Consider the following 16094-nt stretch of genomic DNA (forward strand, 5'->3'; position numbering starts at 1 on the left):
GTGCATAGGCCCATGAACGGTTCCGTATTCTGTAACAGGGAGGGATCCGCATGCGGGCGGCCATTTTAACCATGTTCAACGGGCTGGCGAAGACCTACTCCCTCGTCCAGGTGGTCGAGGAGCAGCTGCATATGCTCACATCGGCCGGAATTCCGGTCAGGCTTCTTGTCTCGCAGGATTGCCCGGATTCCGAACGGTACGGGATTTTTCTCGACGAGCGGGTTGAATGGGTCAAGATCAACAACCGCTTGGACGACCGACAGATTCACTGGAAGGACTATTCTCAGGCGAGCGGGAGGGTGCACGCCTCCTTCTTCCGGGAGGCCGAGGCGATTGCGGCGGATCTGGCGGAGCAGCTCGCTCCCTGCGACGTCTGCCTCCTCCACGATATCCATTATCAGGGCTGGCATTTGGTCCATAACGTCGCGCTGCGGCTCGCCCAAGCGAGTTTGCCCGAGCTGCGTTTCTTCGCTTTTACCCATTCGGCTCCCGCAGAGCCCGCCCCGCTGGCACACTGGCCGTTCTCGGCCCGGTATACGCCCATGCCCCGGACCACGTACGTCTATCCCACCGAGTCCGGCCTGGCTGCGCTTGCCGCCCAATACCGGGTGCCGCTGTCGCAATGCCGCGCCGTGAACAACACCCTCGACGTGTTCGCCGGGCTCGGCGAGGCGGCGAAGCAATTGGGCGAAGCAGTCGATTTCAGCGAGCCGGAGTTCCTGCTCGTCTATCCGGGGCGGTTGACGCCGGGAAAGCGGCTTGAAAAGGTCGCCGGCTTCGCAGGAGCCCTGCGCAAGGCATCCGGCGGCGACGTCCGGGTGATCTTCTGCGACTTTCCGTCCCTCGATGTTTCGCCTGCGGCGTATAAGAATCGGATTCGGGCGGAAGGAAGGGAGCGGGGCGGCCGGGACGAGGATTATGTATTCACCTCGGATTGCGGCTGGCCCCATGGCTTCCCGCATCAAGGGGTAATGGACCTGTTCACGCTGTCCAACCTCTATGTCTGTCCATCCTACTCCGAGTCGTTTGGCCTCACCGTGCTGGAGGCGGCCAGCAGGGGCAATCACCTTATTCTCAATCAGGCCGTACCGGCCCTGCAGGAGCTTGGACGAGAACTCGGGGCCGCCTTCATGCGCTGGGACGCCCGCAATTTCGGCTTCGACACCCGCGAGACGTACCAGCCCTCCGAGCAAGCGTATCTCGATGGGCATGCGGCCGAAGCGGTTCGGGCGGTGCGCGGCAACCCGGCGCTGAGCGCCAAGACCGTCTGCCGCCGGCGCTACGGCCGCCGCTGGATCTGGGAGCATCAGTTGAAGCCGCTGCTCATGGAAGAAGGCTGAGGACAGGAGCCCTCAGCCTTCTTCTTTCGTTCCTGCCCGCAGGATTATCGGGCTCGGTCGCGTTCTTCGATCTTCCCGACCTTGCGCGCCGACTCGCCGCCGGCGAATTCGGCTTCGAGCCAGATGTCGATCACCCGCTTGGCCTCGGCCCAGCCGATGATCCACGCCCCCATTGTCAGGATTTGCGCATCGTTGCTCTTGCGGGCCCGCTCTGCCGATACGGGGTCATGGCAGAGCGCCGCCCGCACACCGGCCACCTTGTTGGCGGAGATGGCCATGCCGTTGCCGGTTCCGCAGACGAGAATCCCGCGGGCATACTCGCCTGCGGAAATAAGATCGGCGGCGGCGAAGGCGATGTCGGGATAATCGGCGGGAGTCTCGGAAGGACAGCCGAGGTCACGGACTTCGATTCTTCGTTCGTCAAGATAGGCTTTGATTTGCTCCTTCAAGGCAAAGCCGTTGTGGTCCGAGCCGATCAGCAGCTTCATTCGGCTCTGCCGGCTTTCTCGCGATCCGCCGAGACGGTGCTGACCTTTATGCCGCGGCCTGCAAGCTCGTCCAGGACGTCGGAAGGAGCCCCGTCGTCGGTGATGAACGTGCGGATACGGCCGGTATCGGCGTAGCTGGCGATCGAATTCACATTGATCTTCGAGCTGTCGAGCAGAGCGACGACCTTGGAGGAAACCTCTACCATCCGGCGCTTCAGCTCGACCTCATAGAGGTTGAAATCCATCAGGCCGCTGTCGATCTGAAAACCGGCGGGAGAAGTGAACAGGCAATCGACCTTGATCTTGCCCAGGATATCGTCTCCCAGGGTGCCTTCCACCGCGCCGGAACCCATCCGCAGCACGCCGCCGATCAGGATGACGTGCATGTTCGGGTTTTCCTTCAGCTCCAGCGCCGTGTAGATGCCGCTTGTGACGACGGTCAGCCGGTAGGGCAGCCGCCTCAGGTGCTTGGCCAGCTCCAGGGCGGTCGTGCTGGCGTCGACCAGGATGCACTGGCCGTCCTGGACGAGCTCGGCGGCCTTGCGGCCGATGGCCGCCTTCTCCGCCTGGTTGCGCCGTTCCCGCTCGGCATAGGCATATTCCGGGCGGGCTTGCTCGACGAGCACGGCCCCGCCGTGAATCCGCCGGACGAGCCCCTCTTCCTCCAACAGGTTGAGGTCGGTGCGCAGGGTCGCTTCCGACACCCCGAGCCGCACGGACAGCTCCTTGACGGAGGCCCGCTGGTTTTCGGTAAGATAATGAATCAGTTGGGTGCGCCGTTCTTCGGCAAACAAAGCCATCAACTCCGGTTGCAGATAATGAATTCGGTCGGGTCCCGGAAACGAGCCCGCAGCTCTATTCTAACAGAGTTCGGCCGCCGCAGGCACCAGGCCGGGCTTCTCGCTCTTCATAAAATACACCTGCCGCCCGAGCCCAAGACCGAGCATCGTGTGGACGGAATAGAGACCGGGGGCGGTCCGGCGCACGCCGGAGAGCAGCAGGCTCTCGGTGATGCCGGTCGCCGCGAAGACGCAGTCGTCCGACCGCAGGAAATCGCGCATGCCGAGCGGAGCGTTCGGCAGCACGCCCATGAGCCGGCAGCGGCGGTCCTGCTCCTCGTTCTCCGGCTTCAGCCGGCCCTGCAGCTCGCCGCCCAGGCAGTGCAGGGCGACGGCAGAGACGACGCCCTCCGGCGCGCCGCCGATGCTGTAGAAGAGATCGGCGGCGGTGTGCGGCAGCGCCGTGGCGATGGAGCAGGAGACGTCGCCTTCCTGGAAGAGGGCGACCTTGGCTCCCGCCCGGCGGACCGTCTCGATGGCTTCCCGGTGCCGCGGTCGGCTCTGGATGGAGACGGTCATCTCCCGGAGATCCTTGCCGAGCGCTTTTGCCGCCGCCTTCAGGTTGTCCAGCAGGGGGGCGGTGATGTCGAGCTTCCCGGCCGCTGCCGGTCCCACGGCGAGCTTCTCCATATACGTATCGGGCGCGTGCAGCAGGCAGCCCTCGGGGGCAATGGCGATCACCGACAGGGAATTGTCCAGCCCGTCGGCGACGAGGGCGGTTCCCTCAAGCGGATCGACGGCGATGTCGACGCGGGGACCCTGACCGGTCCCCAGCGTTTCTCCGATGTAGAGCATCGGAGCTTCGTCCAGCTCGCCTTCGCCGATCACGACGGTGCCCCGCATCGGCATCCGGTTCAGCAGCTCCCGCATCGCCGCCGTGGCCGCTCCGTCCGCCTCGTTCTTGTTGCCGCAGCCGATCCATTCGGCGGAGGCGATGGCCGCTTCCTCGCAGACCGCGGCGAGCGACAAGCCCAGATGATGCACCGGCTCTTCGAACCCGTTCATTCCCGATTTCCCCTTTTCGTTCGTCTGTTGTTTCTTGCGAAATCTATCATAAATCAATTATCGTTTATTTGCGATTATTATCGTATTATTTTCGATTTGATTTCGACTATTGTTGAAAAATCGTAACAAAGGAATGCGAGGATGGGGGACGGAATCGTTTTCCGAGGGCCGGTTGAGGATCAGGGTGGCGTGAACTATAATGAGACCATTCTTTCCCATGCGAAGCAGCGAGAGAAACCGGTTGGGTAAACCCCTAGGAGGAATATAGAGAATGGCCTCTTTTGACTATAGAACGTTTTACGAGCAAGTGGGATCGCGCAACGGTTGGGATTTCAGCAAAGTGAAATGCGTTTGCGAAGGAACCCAAACGGAGTTGTATGAGGAAGTCGCGAAAATCTGCAAGAAATCGGATCTCCTGCTGGACATCGGTACGGGAGGCGGGGAAGCGGTCCTGGCCATCGCCGAAGCCGTGCTGCTGCTCGTCGGAATCGACCGGTCCCGTGCAATGATCGAAACCGCGAACAAGAATGCAGCCGGGTCGGGCCACCTTCCTGTGCGCTTTCTTCAGATGGATGCGGACCGCCTGGAATTTCCCGAAGGGTTCTTCCAAATCGTTACGTGCCGGCACTCGGAGTTCAACGCCGCGGAAATTGCCCGGGTTCTGGCGAAGGGTGGGACGTTCCTCACTCAGCAAGTCGGCGAAGCCGACAAAGCCAACCTCAAGGAAGCGTTCGGGCGCGGACAGGCTTATGGGACGGAAGCCGGGAGCTTGAAGGAGCGGTATTTGACGGAGCTGCGGGAAGCGGGCTTCCGGAATCGTCGAGCGCTGGATTGGAGCGTGACGGAGTATTACCAAACGCCGGAGGACCTGCTGTTCTTGCTGAAGCACACGCCGATCATTCCGGACTTCGGGGAAACGGAGGAGGACTTCTGCATCCTTCGGAAATTCGTTCAGGAGAACCAGACGGAGAAGGGAATCCGGACCACGTCCGAGCGCTTCCTGATCCTCTCCACCTTGTAAAAGAGAAGCCGATCGAGCGGAACTTGGGTTCCGTTTGATCGGCTTTCTTGATCAGGCCGCAGCCTGGGAAGCTGGCGTTGTCACCGTCACGGTATGGCCATTGTTTGTTATTTTACGAGGAATCCAAATTGATAATCGCTTCCCATGGTCTCATGCCGAGCATTTTCCACGTTCCCCGAAATCCTCACCTCGATGCCGTTGCTTGAGCCATAACCCGTATCCTCGGGGAGTTCGAGAGAGAGCTTTCGCTGGCTTTTTTCGTAATGGAACTTGAAGAGGGATTGAATCATTTGGTCTCCATGCTTTCCGTCCAAGACCAGAATGTTCGTTTCGTTCAGAGAATCCGGATTCATATCTTGGCCAAAGGTAATTTCGATATCGGCTTGTTCATCGACGTCCGCTTCGTCCTTTCCGGGCTTGGTGGCCACGATCCAATCCGAAGGCTCAGCCTTCGTCATAACAGGGGTATTCGATGAGCCATTCGTATTCCCGGAAAGGTTCTTGGTAGTCCCACATCCGATAACGAAGAACCCAAAACAGACCAGGGTGAGAATGGGGATGGTATACTTACGCACGATTCTTTGCCCCCTATCCGATCGACGTTCGTGATATCCCAACTGTAATCCATAGCGTGAGAGTTTGTCCATTTTTTGTGAATCCCCCTATTTCTCTTGAGCGCACAGCAAAAAGAGGGCCTTCTCAAGCGGCCACTGATAAATTCGTCGGTTCGCCTGCGGATCGTCCTTCATTTCCGGCAACACCCGGATCTCTTCGGCTCAAACCGCTTTTTGCGGTTGAATCCGAGGCCGATGACGAGCTGCCGTTATTTCAGAACCATTCCGCATACTCCGTAACGTATTTCAGTGGCCGCCTTCGATAAGGTCCTCTTCTACAAGAACTGCCGGCCGTGCTTTTTGCCGTCGTAGCTGAACAGCACCGGTTTGTCTTCGACGATCGTCTCCAGGTAGACCGGCTTTCCCCACAGCTGCTGCACATACGGCAGGGTTTTCTCCACGTATTTGAGATCCAGCTCCATGCCCTCGAATCCGTGCTTCAGGTAGAGCTCGCCGCGCTTGCCGTAATCCCCGTTCTCGACGGTCAGTACGGGGAAGCCGCCGTTGACCCGGCTGTACACAAGTTGGTCGCGGACGTTGCGCCAGGTTTTGTCGGTGACCTTCCAGTCGCTGCCCTTCTTCTCGAAGATGTAGAGGTCGAGGTCCTCCACCAGCTCTTTGGTCAAGTAATTGCGCAGGAAGGAGGTATCCGAATCGAATTCGCGGACCTCGAACAGCTTCTCCCGGCCCTTCCCCGGCTGGCGGCCGTACCGTTCGCGTTCCTCGTCGGTGGGGGAATCCCAGCGCTTCTCGATGTCCTCGTAGATTTTGTACCCCAGGTAATAGGGATTGAGCGAATGGGTGGACGGAACGACGACGGAGGAATTGAGCTTGGAGAATTCGATGGTCTCGTCGGAGGTAAGGTCGAGCTCGCGAAGAATGCGGATGTGCCAGTAGGACGCCCAGCCCTCGTTCATGATCTTCGTCTCCATCTGCGGCCAGAAATAGAGCATCTCGTCGCGCAGCATCGTCAGAATATCGCGCTGCCAGGGCTCCAGGTCGGCGGCGTACTGCTGGATAAACCACAGTAGGTCCTTCTCGGGGCGGGGCGGAAACCGCTTCTGCGGCTCCTTCTCTTCTCCGGGCGCGTCTGCCCCGATCGCTTCCAGCTCCCACAGGTCCTCGTAGCCGGTTTGCGGCGGTTCCTCGCGCGCTTCGGTTTCATCGGCGATGTCGTACCGGTTCGGCGAATACGGGCGGACGAGGTCGGGGTCGATGTGTTCCTGAATCGCCAGCACGGCGTCGAGGAAATGCTCCACTCGTCCGGCGCCGTATTCGATCTCGTACCGGCGGATGCGCTCGGCTGTCGCGGACATGCTCTCGACCATATCCCGGTTGGTCTTGCTGAAGCGGGCGTTGTTCTTGAAAAAATCGCAGTGGGCCAGCACATGGGCGACGATCAGCTTGTTCTGGATGAGCGAGTTGCCGTCGAGCAGGAAAGCGTAGCAGGGATTCGAGTTAATGACCAGCTCGTAGATTTTGCTGAGACCGAAGTCGTACTGCAGCTTCATCTTATTGAAGGCCTTGCCGAAGGTCCAGTGACTGAACCTCGTGGGCATACCGTACGCCCCGAACGTGTAGATGATGTCCGCCGGGCAGATCTCGTAGCGCATCGGATAGAAATCGAGACCGAAGCCTTGGGCAATCTCTGTGATCTCGGCAATGGCCTTCTGCAAAGCCGCTTCTTCTTCGCGATTCAAGCCGTTCCCTCCCCCTAGCCGGATGGTGATTCCGTATCCTCATATATATGGGAAAAGGCCGGGGATGATTCTGGGCATGGGGGAGGGGGGAGGGGAGGCTCACTCATGGAGAAGTAGAGAATACAATCTCTAACACCTTTGGAATTACAGGACTATTTTTATGATTACCTACAATCACCATTATTTAGGCAGTTTTTCAGCTCTGATACAGGTGCAGTTATTGGAAAGTTAGAAAACGCTTAAGAAGTTGCTTGAGAAAGAACGGTTAACTGAAGAAATGATAGATTGTGATGACTCAATTAGTGAGGTATCTGCTTTGCATACATTATTAATTCTGACAAATCCAGAACCACATTAGCCGCCATAAGCAAATCCAGACCCAACAGCCCATTTATGCCAAGTTCCTCATGCAGAGCACCAACATCAAGTTTGAAATTCTCAATTTGGAAGTCGCCCAACGCTACAGCGTTAAATGTCTTTCTAAAACAGCTTTCCTCGCCGCCGATACCATAAGCGCTGACGATCTCGTCTCCGTTTTCAAAATAAACATCGATGTCAGAAACTGCATCGGCAGACAGAAGCGTGTGAGAAGCGCCGGTATCAATGACCAGTTTGTCTATGATAAGGACTTGTCCTTTGTAATTTATCGTAATTGAGGTTTGCAGCAGCCCATCTACGAGATCAATTGTCATATTGGACGACTCCTCGCAAGCCTCGCAGTGGACGGAGTTCTACCTTTAGCTCTTCATTTGCGGTATGGGATATAATGACGCCTTCTTTTGAGTGAAGCAATTCTTGAGTTGCTTCTTTTGGATCTTGAATGGCTTTAATTAAGGCAACCTCATCCACATATCTCGTATTGTCTCTGGTATGAGAGGAGAGGATCTGCAGCTTAACGTATTGATCAGGATAGATCTTACGTACTTCTTCCCATTGCATGTTCGGCACCTCCTAAGAGTACTTGTCCTGCCTCCATTTTACCAGAAAACAGGCAACAATAAAGCTCTCCCGACGATCCTGCATCGTCCGTGGAGAGCTTTATTGCGTAAGCACCTTGGAGAAACGAAGCCCAGCCTTTGATAGAGTAAGTACTCTCAGCCGCGCTCTTCCTCCCGCGCCGCCGCCGTCTCGTTCTGCACGGCCGCTGCCTTGCCGCGCCCCCGCGGTTCGGGCTTCGGCGGCTTGAGCTTGCCGAACGGCGTATAGCCGCCGGGCTGGTGCGCGCCCGGCCGGTAGCCGCAGCGGGCGGCCAGCTCTTCGAGGCTTGCCGCGCCTTCCTGCTCCAGCATGGCGAGCGCCAGCCTCGCGCAGGCATAGGCATCCTCGTCCGCGCGGTGGTGGGCGAAGCGGATGCCGTGCTGGCGCGCAAGGTCGGACAGCACGTAGCTGCTTCGGCCCGGCCACAGGCTGCGGGCGAACAGGTAAGTGCAATAGTAAGCAAACGGCGGGTATTCGCGCCCGTCGGCGTCGAGGCAATACCGCAGCACGCTCATATCGAAGCTGGCGTTGTGGGCGATGACGCTTTGACCGCTGAGGTAAGGCGCCAGCTCCGGCCACAATTCGCAGAAGGAAGGTTCATTCTTCGTCATATCCGGCGTAATGCCGTGAATGGAAATATTCATCCGGTCGTACCGGTTGCCGGGAGGACGGATGAGGCGGTGCAGCTTGGCGGCGACGGTTCCGTTCTCCACCCGGACAAGTCCGATTGAGCAGGCGCTGCCCCGGCTGGCCGTGGCGGTCTCGAAATCGATGGCGGTAAAATTCATGAAGCGAACCTGCCTTTCGCATAGTGGAGTTCTTGACTTTCTTCGGGAGCGATTGCTCCGATTCCTGCCCCTTCCGATCGATATAGGCGAATAGTCATGAATGACTTCGGGAATCAGAGACTTTTGGACCGGTTATTTCCTGAAAATAACACTAAATAACCGGAAACGAATTGCCGATAAGGAAGCATGAGGTTATTTGTCACTCTTTGCAGACAGTCAAGCATTCATGTCGAAAAAAGGAGAATAACCTTCTTAGAGATAAGAGGAGGACGCCCTATGCGCTCGATTCGCAGCAAAATCATCGCCTTAACCTGTGCCGTCGCTTTGTTGACCACCCTGTTCCTGACGGTCTTGTCGCTCTATCAGGTCCAAGCCGGAGACAAGCGCTCGCTGAACGAGCTGTCCCATACGATGAACGCCGATTACGACGAGATGATTCACAGCCAGGTGCAGATGGCCATCAGCATGCTGCAAGCCTCGTACGATGCATCCGTCAAGCTTGGCTTGTCCGATGCGGAAGCCCGGAAGAGGGCGGCCGATCTGCTGCGTAAGCTAACGTATGGACAGGACGGGTACTTCTGGGCGGATACTAAGGAAGGCGTAAATGTGGTATACCTCGGCAGGCCGGATGAAGGCAAGAGCCGCAACGATGCCGCCGACAGCCGCGGCAACAAATACGTTCAATTGGTTCGGACGGCCGCCCTGAACGGCGGGGGCTATACCCAATACTGGTTCCCCCGGCCCGGAGAGACCGAACCGAAGGAAAAACGCGCCTACAGCCAACTCTTCGAGCCCTTCGGCTGGATCGTCGGCACCGGCAATTACATCGACGATATCGCTGCCCTTCTGAGCGCCAAGCAAAAGGAAATGGACCGCGAGCTGGTGCGGAGCCAATCCATGCTGAGCGGCCTGGGGATTCTCCTCCTGCTCCTAGCCGCCGGAATTGCCTACCTCATGGGAAGCCGCATTGCGGGTCCGATCCGCCGCATGACGGATGCGATTCGCGAAATCGGGCAGCTGCATTTTCACAACCCCGAGGGGTTGACCGTGCTGCAAAAGCAGCGGGATGAAACGGGACGGATGGCCGCGAGTCTTCAGGAGATGAGCGTGAGCATCGGCACGACGGTACAACGGATCAACGCCGTCACCCTGGAGCTGAGCGCACATGCCGAAGAACTGAGCGCCTCCGCGACCGAGAACAAGCAGGCCGCGGGCCAGGTGGCCACCACCATCGGCGAAATGGCGGAGAGCAACGAGCACCAAGCCGAGGATGCGGCCCGCAACAACGAGGTGCTGCATGAATTCACCGATCATGTCAACCGGATTTACCGTCAGACGGCGGATGGGGCGGAGCTGGCCGCCGGGGCTCTGCGTACGGTCGAAGAAGGGCGCGGCCTCTTGGAGAAGCAGGGCATTCAGGTGAAGGAAAACCTGGCGATCGCCAAGGAGGCCGACGCCTCGATGAACGAGCTCGCCGGAATGATGCACCGGATGGACGAGATTATCGCGCTGATCCGTTCGGTTGCGGATCAGACTCACCTCTTGTCGCTGAACGCGGCGATCGAGGCGGCCCGGGCCGGAAGCGAAGGGCGGGGATTCGCGGTCGTTTCGCTGGAGATCCGCAAGCTGGCCGAGAGCGCCTCGCGGGCAACGGAAGAGATCGGCGGGCATATCCGCTCCACGCTGGACAAAACCGAGCAGACCGCCGTACGCATCCGGCAGGCGCACCAGCTGGCGGTTCAGCAGAAGGAGGAGCTTGCCGCCACCGACGGCAAGTTCGAGAGCATCTATCATTCGGCGGACGACATTGTCCGGTCTTCGGCCGATATCTCCGCTTCGCTGCAAAACCTCCGGGAGATCGCCCAAGGCATCCTGGAGCGCTCCCAGAACCAGGCAGCGGCATCCGAGGAGTCCGCTGCGGCGATGCAGGAAATCTCCGCTTCCGCCGAGGAGCAGGCGGCTTCGCAGGAAAACCTGGTCCATGCCGCCGGTCAGCTCGCCGAGATGGCGGAGCAGCTTGCCGAGGAGATGGGCAAGTTTACCGTCTAGGACCGCGCGAGACAGCGTCAGCCAAGACAGACATGAGACCTTGCGTCCCCCGGGCGCAAGGTCTTTTATGGTGGAGCGAGGTTTTGGCAACTTTTGGAGACCGATTGGCGTTTACTCGATATCGGCTAACAGAAGGTGGGGATGGTGGGTGAGGGGAAAGGTAAGTTTAATCTGGAGTGTTTTGATGGCCCTGAGTTTGGTGATGGTCGCTTGCGAAGAACAACGGTCATCCCTTGCCGAGTCGGTTTCTCCGGCTGCGCAGACGGCGACCTCTTCCGCGTTCGCTCCCAATCCGGAAGAGCGGCAGGTTGCGGAGCTGACCAAGGAGAATGCCGATTTAAAGACGCAGCTTGCTGAACTGGAGCAGGCTCGGAGCGATCTTCTGCTCCTGCAGGATAAGTCGGCTCAACTGTTTGATAGCAGCGGCCTGCTCTTCGATACGGTGAAGGCATTCAAGTCCTCGCTGCCGATTACGAAGCCAAGGGATGACCGGGAAAAGCAGATTCTGGAGGCCGTGGACTATGCGAATCCGATGCTGGCGCTAAAAGGCGACGAGCTCATTCTATCGGCGGGAACGGCTCCGATCGAAGCGAACCAGTCGGAAGCGGTGGTGGAATTGACCGTCTACCGGAAGACGCCGACTCTGGGCGACGTTGGTCCGATCCAAGTCATGTTCCTGCATATGCAGAAGGTGAACGGAAAGTGGGCGATGGTTTCCTTTTCGCGTTCCAATTGATCAATAGTCGGCCGGATTGATGCTGGTTTGCAACCGGTCGAAGAACCCCATTTTGGACGCTTCATCAAAGCCTGATTTGGGTAATCATAGAAAAAAGGCAGCCAAGCCTGCCCAAGGAGGCTGTTTCACATGACGAAGGACAACGAAGCGGTACGCGAGGGGTTGCGGGCGGAATACGAGCAGATGAACTCGACGCCGTTTGCCGCCATGGGCTTGACCTACCGCCAGGCGGGAGAGCATGCCGATTACCGAGCGGTGGGCAAACCGGAAGCGCCGGCTGCAGACGAAGCGCACGGGGAGCAGAGGGAAGAACGCGGGAACGCCGATTTTCCAGCCGGTGATGGCTACTCGTCATCCGAGGAATAACCGGCCGAAGTTTCCCAGCTCAAACAGAAGGACCCCTCCCTGCCGGACGGGGTCCTTCTGATTTTTTGGCGCGCCGCTCTGGTAGTCTACGTCAAGGCAGGCTTGCTGAAGAAGGTCTTCAGCGCTCCGTACACCTCGCCTTTTTCCTTGATGATCGCATATTGGAATTTGGGATGGCGGATCTGCTTGTAGGCGGACATCAGCGTGCTGCTGCGGTTATATTGGTTGACCTCGCCATAGCCGAACATGTTGCAGCGTTCCAGCAGTTGGCCAATCAGCTTGACGCATTTTTCGTTGTCCGAGGTCAGGTTGTCGCCGTCGGAGAAATGAAACGGATAGAGGTTGTATTCGGCGCTCGGGTAGCGGGAATCGATGATGTCGAGCGCCTTGGCATAAGCCGAGGAGCAGATGGTGCCGCCGCTTTCTCCCTTGGTGAAGAAGTCCTCCTCCGACACCTCTTTCGCTTCCGTGTGGTGGGCGATGAAGACGATCTCGACGTTCTCGTATTTGGTGCGCAGGAAGCGGGTCATCCAATAGAAGAAGCTGCGGGCGATGTATTTCTCGAATGTTCCCATCGAGCCGGAGGTGTCCATCATCGCCACGATGACGGCGCTGGATTGCGGCTTCACGACTTCCTCCCAGGTCTTGAAGCGCAGGTCGTCGGGCGAGATGCCGTGGATGCCGGGATGGCCCGAGCCGGCATTGCGCTTCAGGTTTTCCAGGATGGTTCGCTTCTTGTCGATATTGGACATAAGCCCCTTTTTGCGGACGTCGTGGAAGACGATCTCGGCCGCCTCCATATGCTTCTTTTCCTTCTCTTCCAGATGGGGCAGCTCCAGCTCCTCGAAGAGCATCGCTTCCACCTCGTCCAGGGTCACTTCGGAATCGTAATAGTCCTCGCCGGGCTGATCGCCCGCTCCCTGCCCCTTGCCGGGGCCTTGGGCGGGCTGCGGGTCGCTGCCGAGCACGTCGCCGACCTGCGTATCGCCGTCTCCTTGCCCGACGTGCTTGGATTTTTTGTAATTGTACCGGAAGCGGTATTCATCGAGACTCTTGATCGGAATCCGGATGACCTGCTTGCCGCGCTGCATCACGATGCTTTCGTCGGCGATGAGATCGGGGAGGTTCTGCTTGACGGCTTCCCGGACCTTCTCCTGGTGGCGGGTTTGGTCCTGAAATCCCTTGCGGTGCAGCGACCAGTCTTCCCGGGACACGATAAACTGCGGCTCTGCCATGAGCGCACCCCCTTCGTGAATGCTATCGTCACAGTATATTCAGGGAGGCGGGGAAGGATGAAGGGCCGCAGAGGAAGCCGTATGCGCCAAAAAAATCGGCATGGCAGACATGCCATATCCAAGGAGGTCATGTTATAATTTGCCTAAACCAATAGGTACAGAAGCCCAGACTTCTGCCGACAGGAAGGATAAGCTCGATGAACCCAGTAGCGGCCGAATGGCTCACCCACTCGCCTATGGGCTTTGTTTGGTTGGAAGTGGTTCCCGGTGAAAGCGATAAACCACTCGACCTCCTCTTCCGGGAGGCGAACCCGGCGTTCTGCGAGTTGGCCGGCCTCGCAGGCAAGCGCCTGTTGGGGCGATCCCTGCGCGAGACGGCGCAGCTTCTGCCGGACGGGCTGCTGGATGCAGACCTGTGCTTGGAGATGGCGGTCCAGGGCGGGACGCGCGATCTGGAACGGCTCTTGTCTCCCGGGAACCGATGGGTACGCATCCGGCTGTTTTCTCCGCGTCCCGACCAAGTGGGGGCCTATTTTCTCGATATCAGCGGAGAGAAGCGCTCGGCCCGCCAATGCGAAGAGGCGGCGGAAGCTCTCAAGGCGCACAGGAGCCACCTCCGGCGCGTGTTTGACGAGCTGCCGATATCCCTGATGGTTGCCCGGTTGGACGGCACCTTGCTCTACCTTAATCCGAAGGCCGCAGAGCTCTTCGGCGAGTCGGACCGAAGCGCCCCCACAGGCAACGCGGCCGATTATTGGGTGGACCCCGAGGACCGCAAGCGCTGGCTGGAGCAAATCTTCCGGGACGGGACCGTCCGCGATTACGAAGCAACGGTGCAATCGCGCACCGGGATGCTGCTGAGGGTCATGTGCTTCGCTCACTTGACCTCTTACCGGGGGGAGTCCTGCATCCTGTCCATCCATTACGATGTCGCTTTACGCAAGCAGATGGAGGTCGCGCTGCGTAAGAGCCAGGAGACCTGTCAGCTCATTACCGAGTATGCCTCGGATATGATCTGGGTCTATAATTTCAATCGTAACCGCTTTATTTATGTCAGCCCGGCGGTGGAAGAGACTCTCGGCTATACCCAGGACGAAGCGCTCGTTCTCAGCCTGGATGAGTTGCTGCCGGAGCCGTTCCTTCGGCAGTGGGAAAGCCTCGCCGAATACCGGGTCCATAAATTCATCGAGCGGAATTTTGACATGCCCTATTCCTTTTTGACCGAGATGCCGAATCTCGCCAAGGACGGCCGCGTCGTCTGGGTCGAAGCTTCCACCAAGTACCGTTATAACGACCGTCATGAAATCGAAATCATCGGCGTCAGCCGGGTCATTGACGAGCGAAAGCAAGCCGAGGAGCGGGCCTTGTACCTGAGCTGCCATGACGAGTTGACCGGCCTGTATAACCGGCGGTTTTACGAGGAGGAAACGGTGCGGCTGGACACGCTTCGCAACCTCCCGCTTGCCCTGGTGCTGGCGGATGTCAACGGGCTGAAGCTGACGAACGACGTCTTCGGCCGTCAGGCGGGGGACGAGCTCTTGATCCGCATCGCCCGGGTCCTGCGGGACACCTGCCGTGAAGACGAGATCATCGCCCGCCTGGGCGGAGACGAATTCGTCCTGCTGCTGCCGCAAACGGGGCGCTCGGCGGCGGAGGGTTTAATTCGGCGCATCCAGAGGGCCCTCCGGGAGGATGCGGCGGGAAGCCTGCCGCTCTCGGTCTCGTTCGGCTGTGCGGTCAAGGAACAGCCCGGCCGCGAGATCGGCGAGGTGTTCCTGGAGGCCGAGAACCGGATGTACCGGCGGAAGCTGCTCGAGGCAGACAGCATCCGCAGCCGGACCATCCGGCAGATGACCGATGCCTTGTATGGCAAGAGCTACATGGAGGAGGAGCACAGCCTCAAGGTCAGCGAGCTGTGCCGCGACATGGCCCAAGCCCTTGAGCTCGGCGAGGAGAAGGAAAGCGAGCTGACGGTGCTCGGCCTTCTGCACGACATCGGCAAGGTCGTGCTGGATGAGTCCATGCTGCTGAAGGCAACCGGGCTGACCTTGGAGGAACGCAAGGACATGAACCGCCACGTGGAGACGGGCTATCAGATTCTGAAATCCAGCAAGGATTTCATGCATCTGGCCGATTATGTGCTCTGCCATCACGAGCGGGTGGATGGTCAGGGATATCCCCGTGGCCTGATGGGCGACGATATCCCGCTGCCTTCCCGGATTCTGGCGATCGCGGACGCCTTCGACGCCATGACCAGCTACCGGACCTTCCGGCGGCCGCGCACGGCAGAGGAAGCGGCCGTCGAGCTTCGCGCCCAGGCCGGCAAGCAGTTCGATGCCGGGCTGGTGGAAGTGTTCATCGAGCGGGTAATTCTAAAGCGGAGGGAGCCCACTTTAACGGAGGGAGGACGGGAGACATGACAGGCGTTCCCGATCATCTGGAACACGGACTGTCGGTCGTGTTCATCGGGTTTAACCCGAGCCCCATCTCGGCGGAGGTGGGGCATCATTACGGCAACCCGCGCAACCGGTTCTGGCGGATTCTGCATGAAGCGGGGCTTACCCCCCGGCTTTATCGTCCGGCCGAGGACGGCGAGCTGCTTAAGCTGGGCTACGGGTTTACCAACATCGTCGCGCGGCCGACGCGCGGCGTCGAAGACATTGCGCCGGACGAGTACCGGGAGGGGCGCGAGCTTCTGCGCGGCAAGCTTACGGTTTACCGGCCGAGGGTCGCCTGCTTCGTGGGAAAGGGCGTGTACGGCGAATACAGCCGCAACCGTTCGGCCGATTGGGGCTTCCAACCGGAGCCGGTCGTCGACGGCATGGAGGAGTTCGTGGCTCCTTCCTCCAGCGGACTCGTGCGGATGCCGCTGCCCGAGATCGTCGCCATCTACCGGCGGCTCGCGGACTACTTGGCCGGGGTTTAACTTGGACCG

At 59.0% G+C, this 16094-nt stretch carries 16 protein-coding genes; 7 read left to right on the forward strand and 9 right to left on the reverse strand.

Features of this window, described 5'->3' with window-relative positions; all coding sequences use genetic code 11:
* Positions 1-50: 50 nt before the first annotated feature.
* Entirely contained in the window at positions 51-1340 is a 1290-nt protein-coding gene (locus ACSEXS_RS03625) for a glycosyltransferase (RefSeq protein ID WP_438431819.1), read from the forward strand.
* Between the two features lie 44 nt (positions 1341-1384).
* Here the strand turns inward: ACSEXS_RS03625 and rpiB are convergent, their stop codons facing one another.
* The 3 genes from rpiB to glpX are packed head-to-tail and all read right to left on the reverse strand — an operon-like array spanning position 1385 to position 3672.
* Positions 1385-1828 carry a ribose 5-phosphate isomerase B gene (rpiB, locus tag ACSEXS_RS03630; RefSeq protein WP_438431820.1) on the reverse strand — a complete coding sequence of 148 codons (444 nt, stop codon included), beginning with the start codon at positions 1826-1828 and terminating at the stop codon, positions 1385-1387.
* Positions 1825-2628, reverse strand: a complete 804-nt coding sequence (locus ACSEXS_RS03635) for a DeoR/GlpR family DNA-binding transcription regulator (protein ID WP_438431821.1) — start codon at positions 2626-2628, stop codon at positions 1825-1827. The genes rpiB and ACSEXS_RS03635 overlap by 4 nt, the downstream gene beginning before the upstream one ends.
* A gap of 60 nt (positions 2629-2688) precedes the next feature.
* A complete protein-coding gene (gene glpX / locus ACSEXS_RS03640; RefSeq protein ID WP_438431822.1) occupies positions 2689-3672 on the reverse strand; it encodes a class II fructose-bisphosphatase in 984 nt (327 codons plus the stop codon).
* Between the two features lie 271 nt (positions 3673-3943).
* Between glpX and ACSEXS_RS03645 the strand changes: the two genes are divergently transcribed.
* Positions 3944-4693 (forward strand): class I SAM-dependent methyltransferase, encoded by a 750-nt coding sequence (locus ACSEXS_RS03645; protein WP_438431823.1) that lies wholly within the window; start codon positions 3944-3946, stop codon positions 4691-4693.
* 107 nt (positions 4694-4800) lie between these two features.
* Here the strand turns inward: ACSEXS_RS03645 and ACSEXS_RS03650 are convergent, their stop codons facing one another.
* From ACSEXS_RS03650 to ACSEXS_RS03670, 5 genes are all read right to left on the reverse strand, one after another.
* Complete coding sequence (locus ACSEXS_RS03650) at positions 4801-5268, reverse strand: Ig-like domain-containing protein (protein ID WP_438431824.1); 468 nt, start codon at positions 5266-5268, stop codon at positions 4801-4803.
* Between the two features lie 314 nt (positions 5269-5582).
* Positions 5583-7007, reverse strand: a complete 1425-nt coding sequence (locus ACSEXS_RS03655) for a SpoVR family protein (RefSeq protein WP_438431825.1) — start codon at positions 7005-7007, stop codon at positions 5583-5585.
* Positions 7008-7306: 299 nt separating this feature from the next.
* Positions 7307-7699 (reverse strand): retropepsin-like aspartic protease, encoded by a 393-nt coding sequence (locus tag ACSEXS_RS03660; RefSeq protein ID WP_438431826.1) that lies wholly within the window; start codon positions 7697-7699, stop codon positions 7307-7309.
* Positions 7689-7946 (reverse strand): hypothetical protein, encoded by a 258-nt coding sequence (locus tag ACSEXS_RS03665; protein ID WP_438431827.1) that lies wholly within the window; start codon positions 7944-7946, stop codon positions 7689-7691. Before ACSEXS_RS03665 ends, ACSEXS_RS03660 begins: the two co-directional genes overlap by 11 nt.
* Before the next feature lie 155 nt (positions 7947-8101).
* Positions 8102-8773, reverse strand: coding sequence for a 3'-5' exonuclease (locus ACSEXS_RS03670; protein ID WP_438431828.1), 672 nt, complete (start codon positions 8771-8773; stop codon positions 8102-8104).
* A 276-nt stretch (positions 8774-9049) separates the two neighbouring features.
* Here ACSEXS_RS03670 and ACSEXS_RS03675 point away from each other — a divergent pair, with 276 nt between their 5' ends.
* The 3 genes from ACSEXS_RS03675 to ACSEXS_RS03685 all read left to right on the forward strand — a co-directional run bounded on the left by ACSEXS_RS03675 (position 9050) and on the right by ACSEXS_RS03685 (position 11924).
* Positions 9050-10822, forward strand: a complete 1773-nt coding sequence (locus tag ACSEXS_RS03675; RefSeq protein ID WP_438431829.1) for a methyl-accepting chemotaxis protein — start codon at positions 9050-9052, stop codon at positions 10820-10822.
* A 184-nt stretch (positions 10823-11006) separates the two neighbouring features.
* Positions 11007-11558, forward strand: coding sequence for a hypothetical protein (locus ACSEXS_RS03680; RefSeq protein WP_438431830.1), 552 nt, complete (start codon positions 11007-11009; stop codon positions 11556-11558).
* Positions 11559-11687: 129 nt separating this feature from the next.
* The gene (locus ACSEXS_RS03685; protein WP_438431831.1) at positions 11688-11924 is read left to right on the forward strand and encodes a hypothetical protein; all 237 of its coding nucleotides are present in this window, start codon (positions 11688-11690) and stop codon (positions 11922-11924) included.
* A gap of 86 nt (positions 11925-12010) precedes the next feature.
* Here the strand turns inward: ACSEXS_RS03685 and yhbH are convergent, their stop codons facing one another.
* Positions 12011-13159, reverse strand: coding sequence for a sporulation protein YhbH (yhbH, locus tag ACSEXS_RS03690; RefSeq protein WP_438431832.1), 1149 nt, complete (start codon positions 13157-13159; stop codon positions 12011-12013).
* A 197-nt stretch (positions 13160-13356) separates the two neighbouring features.
* Here yhbH and ACSEXS_RS03695 point away from each other — a divergent pair, with 197 nt between their 5' ends.
* Together ACSEXS_RS03695 and ACSEXS_RS03700 are read left to right on the forward strand one after the other, a co-directional pair.
* On the forward strand, positions 13357-15579 hold the full coding sequence (locus ACSEXS_RS03695) for a sensor domain-containing diguanylate cyclase/phosphohydrolase (RefSeq protein ID WP_438431833.1): 2223 nt from the start codon (positions 13357-13359) through the stop codon (positions 15577-15579).
* Positions 15576-16085, forward strand: coding sequence for a mismatch-specific DNA-glycosylase (locus ACSEXS_RS03700; protein WP_438431834.1), 510 nt, complete (start codon positions 15576-15578; stop codon positions 16083-16085). Before ACSEXS_RS03695 ends, ACSEXS_RS03700 begins: the two co-directional genes overlap by 4 nt.
* Positions 16086-16094: the final 9 nt, after the last annotated feature.

Origin of the sequence: Gorillibacterium terrae, assembly GCF_051594785.1 — a bacterium.
Classification (GTDB): Bacteria; Bacillota; Bacilli; order Paenibacillales; family NBRC-103111; genus Gorillibacterium.

Coding starts and splice junctions, on each gene's coding strand:
- ACSEXS_RS03625 (WP_438431819.1), top strand. CDS start 51: ATGCGGGCGGCCATTTTAACCATGTTCAACGGGCTGGCGAAGACCTAC.
- rpiB (WP_438431820.1), bottom strand. CDS start 1,828: ATGAAGCTGCTGATCGGCTCGGACCACAACGGCTTTGCCTTGAAGGAG.
- ACSEXS_RS03635 (WP_438431821.1), bottom strand. CDS start 2,628: ATGGCTTTGTTTGCCGAAGAACGGCGCACCCAACTGATTCATTATCTT.
- glpX (WP_438431822.1), bottom strand. CDS start 3,672: ATGAACGGGTTCGAAGAGCCGGTGCATCATCTGGGCTTGTCGCTCGCC.
- ACSEXS_RS03645 (WP_438431823.1), top strand. CDS start 3,944: ATGGCCTCTTTTGACTATAGAACGTTTTACGAGCAAGTGGGATCGCGC.
- ACSEXS_RS03660 (WP_438431826.1), bottom strand. CDS start 7,699: ATGACAATTGATCTCGTAGATGGGCTGCTGCAAACCTCAATTACGATA.
- ACSEXS_RS03665 (WP_438431827.1), bottom strand. CDS start 7,946: ATGCAATGGGAAGAAGTACGTAAGATCTATCCTGATCAATACGTTAAG.
- ACSEXS_RS03670 (WP_438431828.1), bottom strand. CDS start 8,773: ATGAATTTTACCGCCATCGATTTCGAGACCGCCACGGCCAGCCGGGGC.
- ACSEXS_RS03675 (WP_438431829.1), top strand. CDS start 9,050: ATGCGCTCGATTCGCAGCAAAATCATCGCCTTAACCTGTGCCGTCGCT.
- ACSEXS_RS03680 (WP_438431830.1), top strand. CDS start 11,007: ATGGCCCTGAGTTTGGTGATGGTCGCTTGCGAAGAACAACGGTCATCC.
- ACSEXS_RS03685 (WP_438431831.1), top strand. CDS start 11,688: ATGACGAAGGACAACGAAGCGGTACGCGAGGGGTTGCGGGCGGAATAC.
- yhbH (WP_438431832.1), bottom strand. CDS start 13,159: ATGGCAGAGCCGCAGTTTATCGTGTCCCGGGAAGACTGGTCGCTGCAC.
- ACSEXS_RS03695 (WP_438431833.1), top strand. CDS start 13,357: ATGAACCCAGTAGCGGCCGAATGGCTCACCCACTCGCCTATGGGCTTT.
- ACSEXS_RS03700 (WP_438431834.1), top strand. CDS start 15,576: ATGACAGGCGTTCCCGATCATCTGGAACACGGACTGTCGGTCGTGTTC.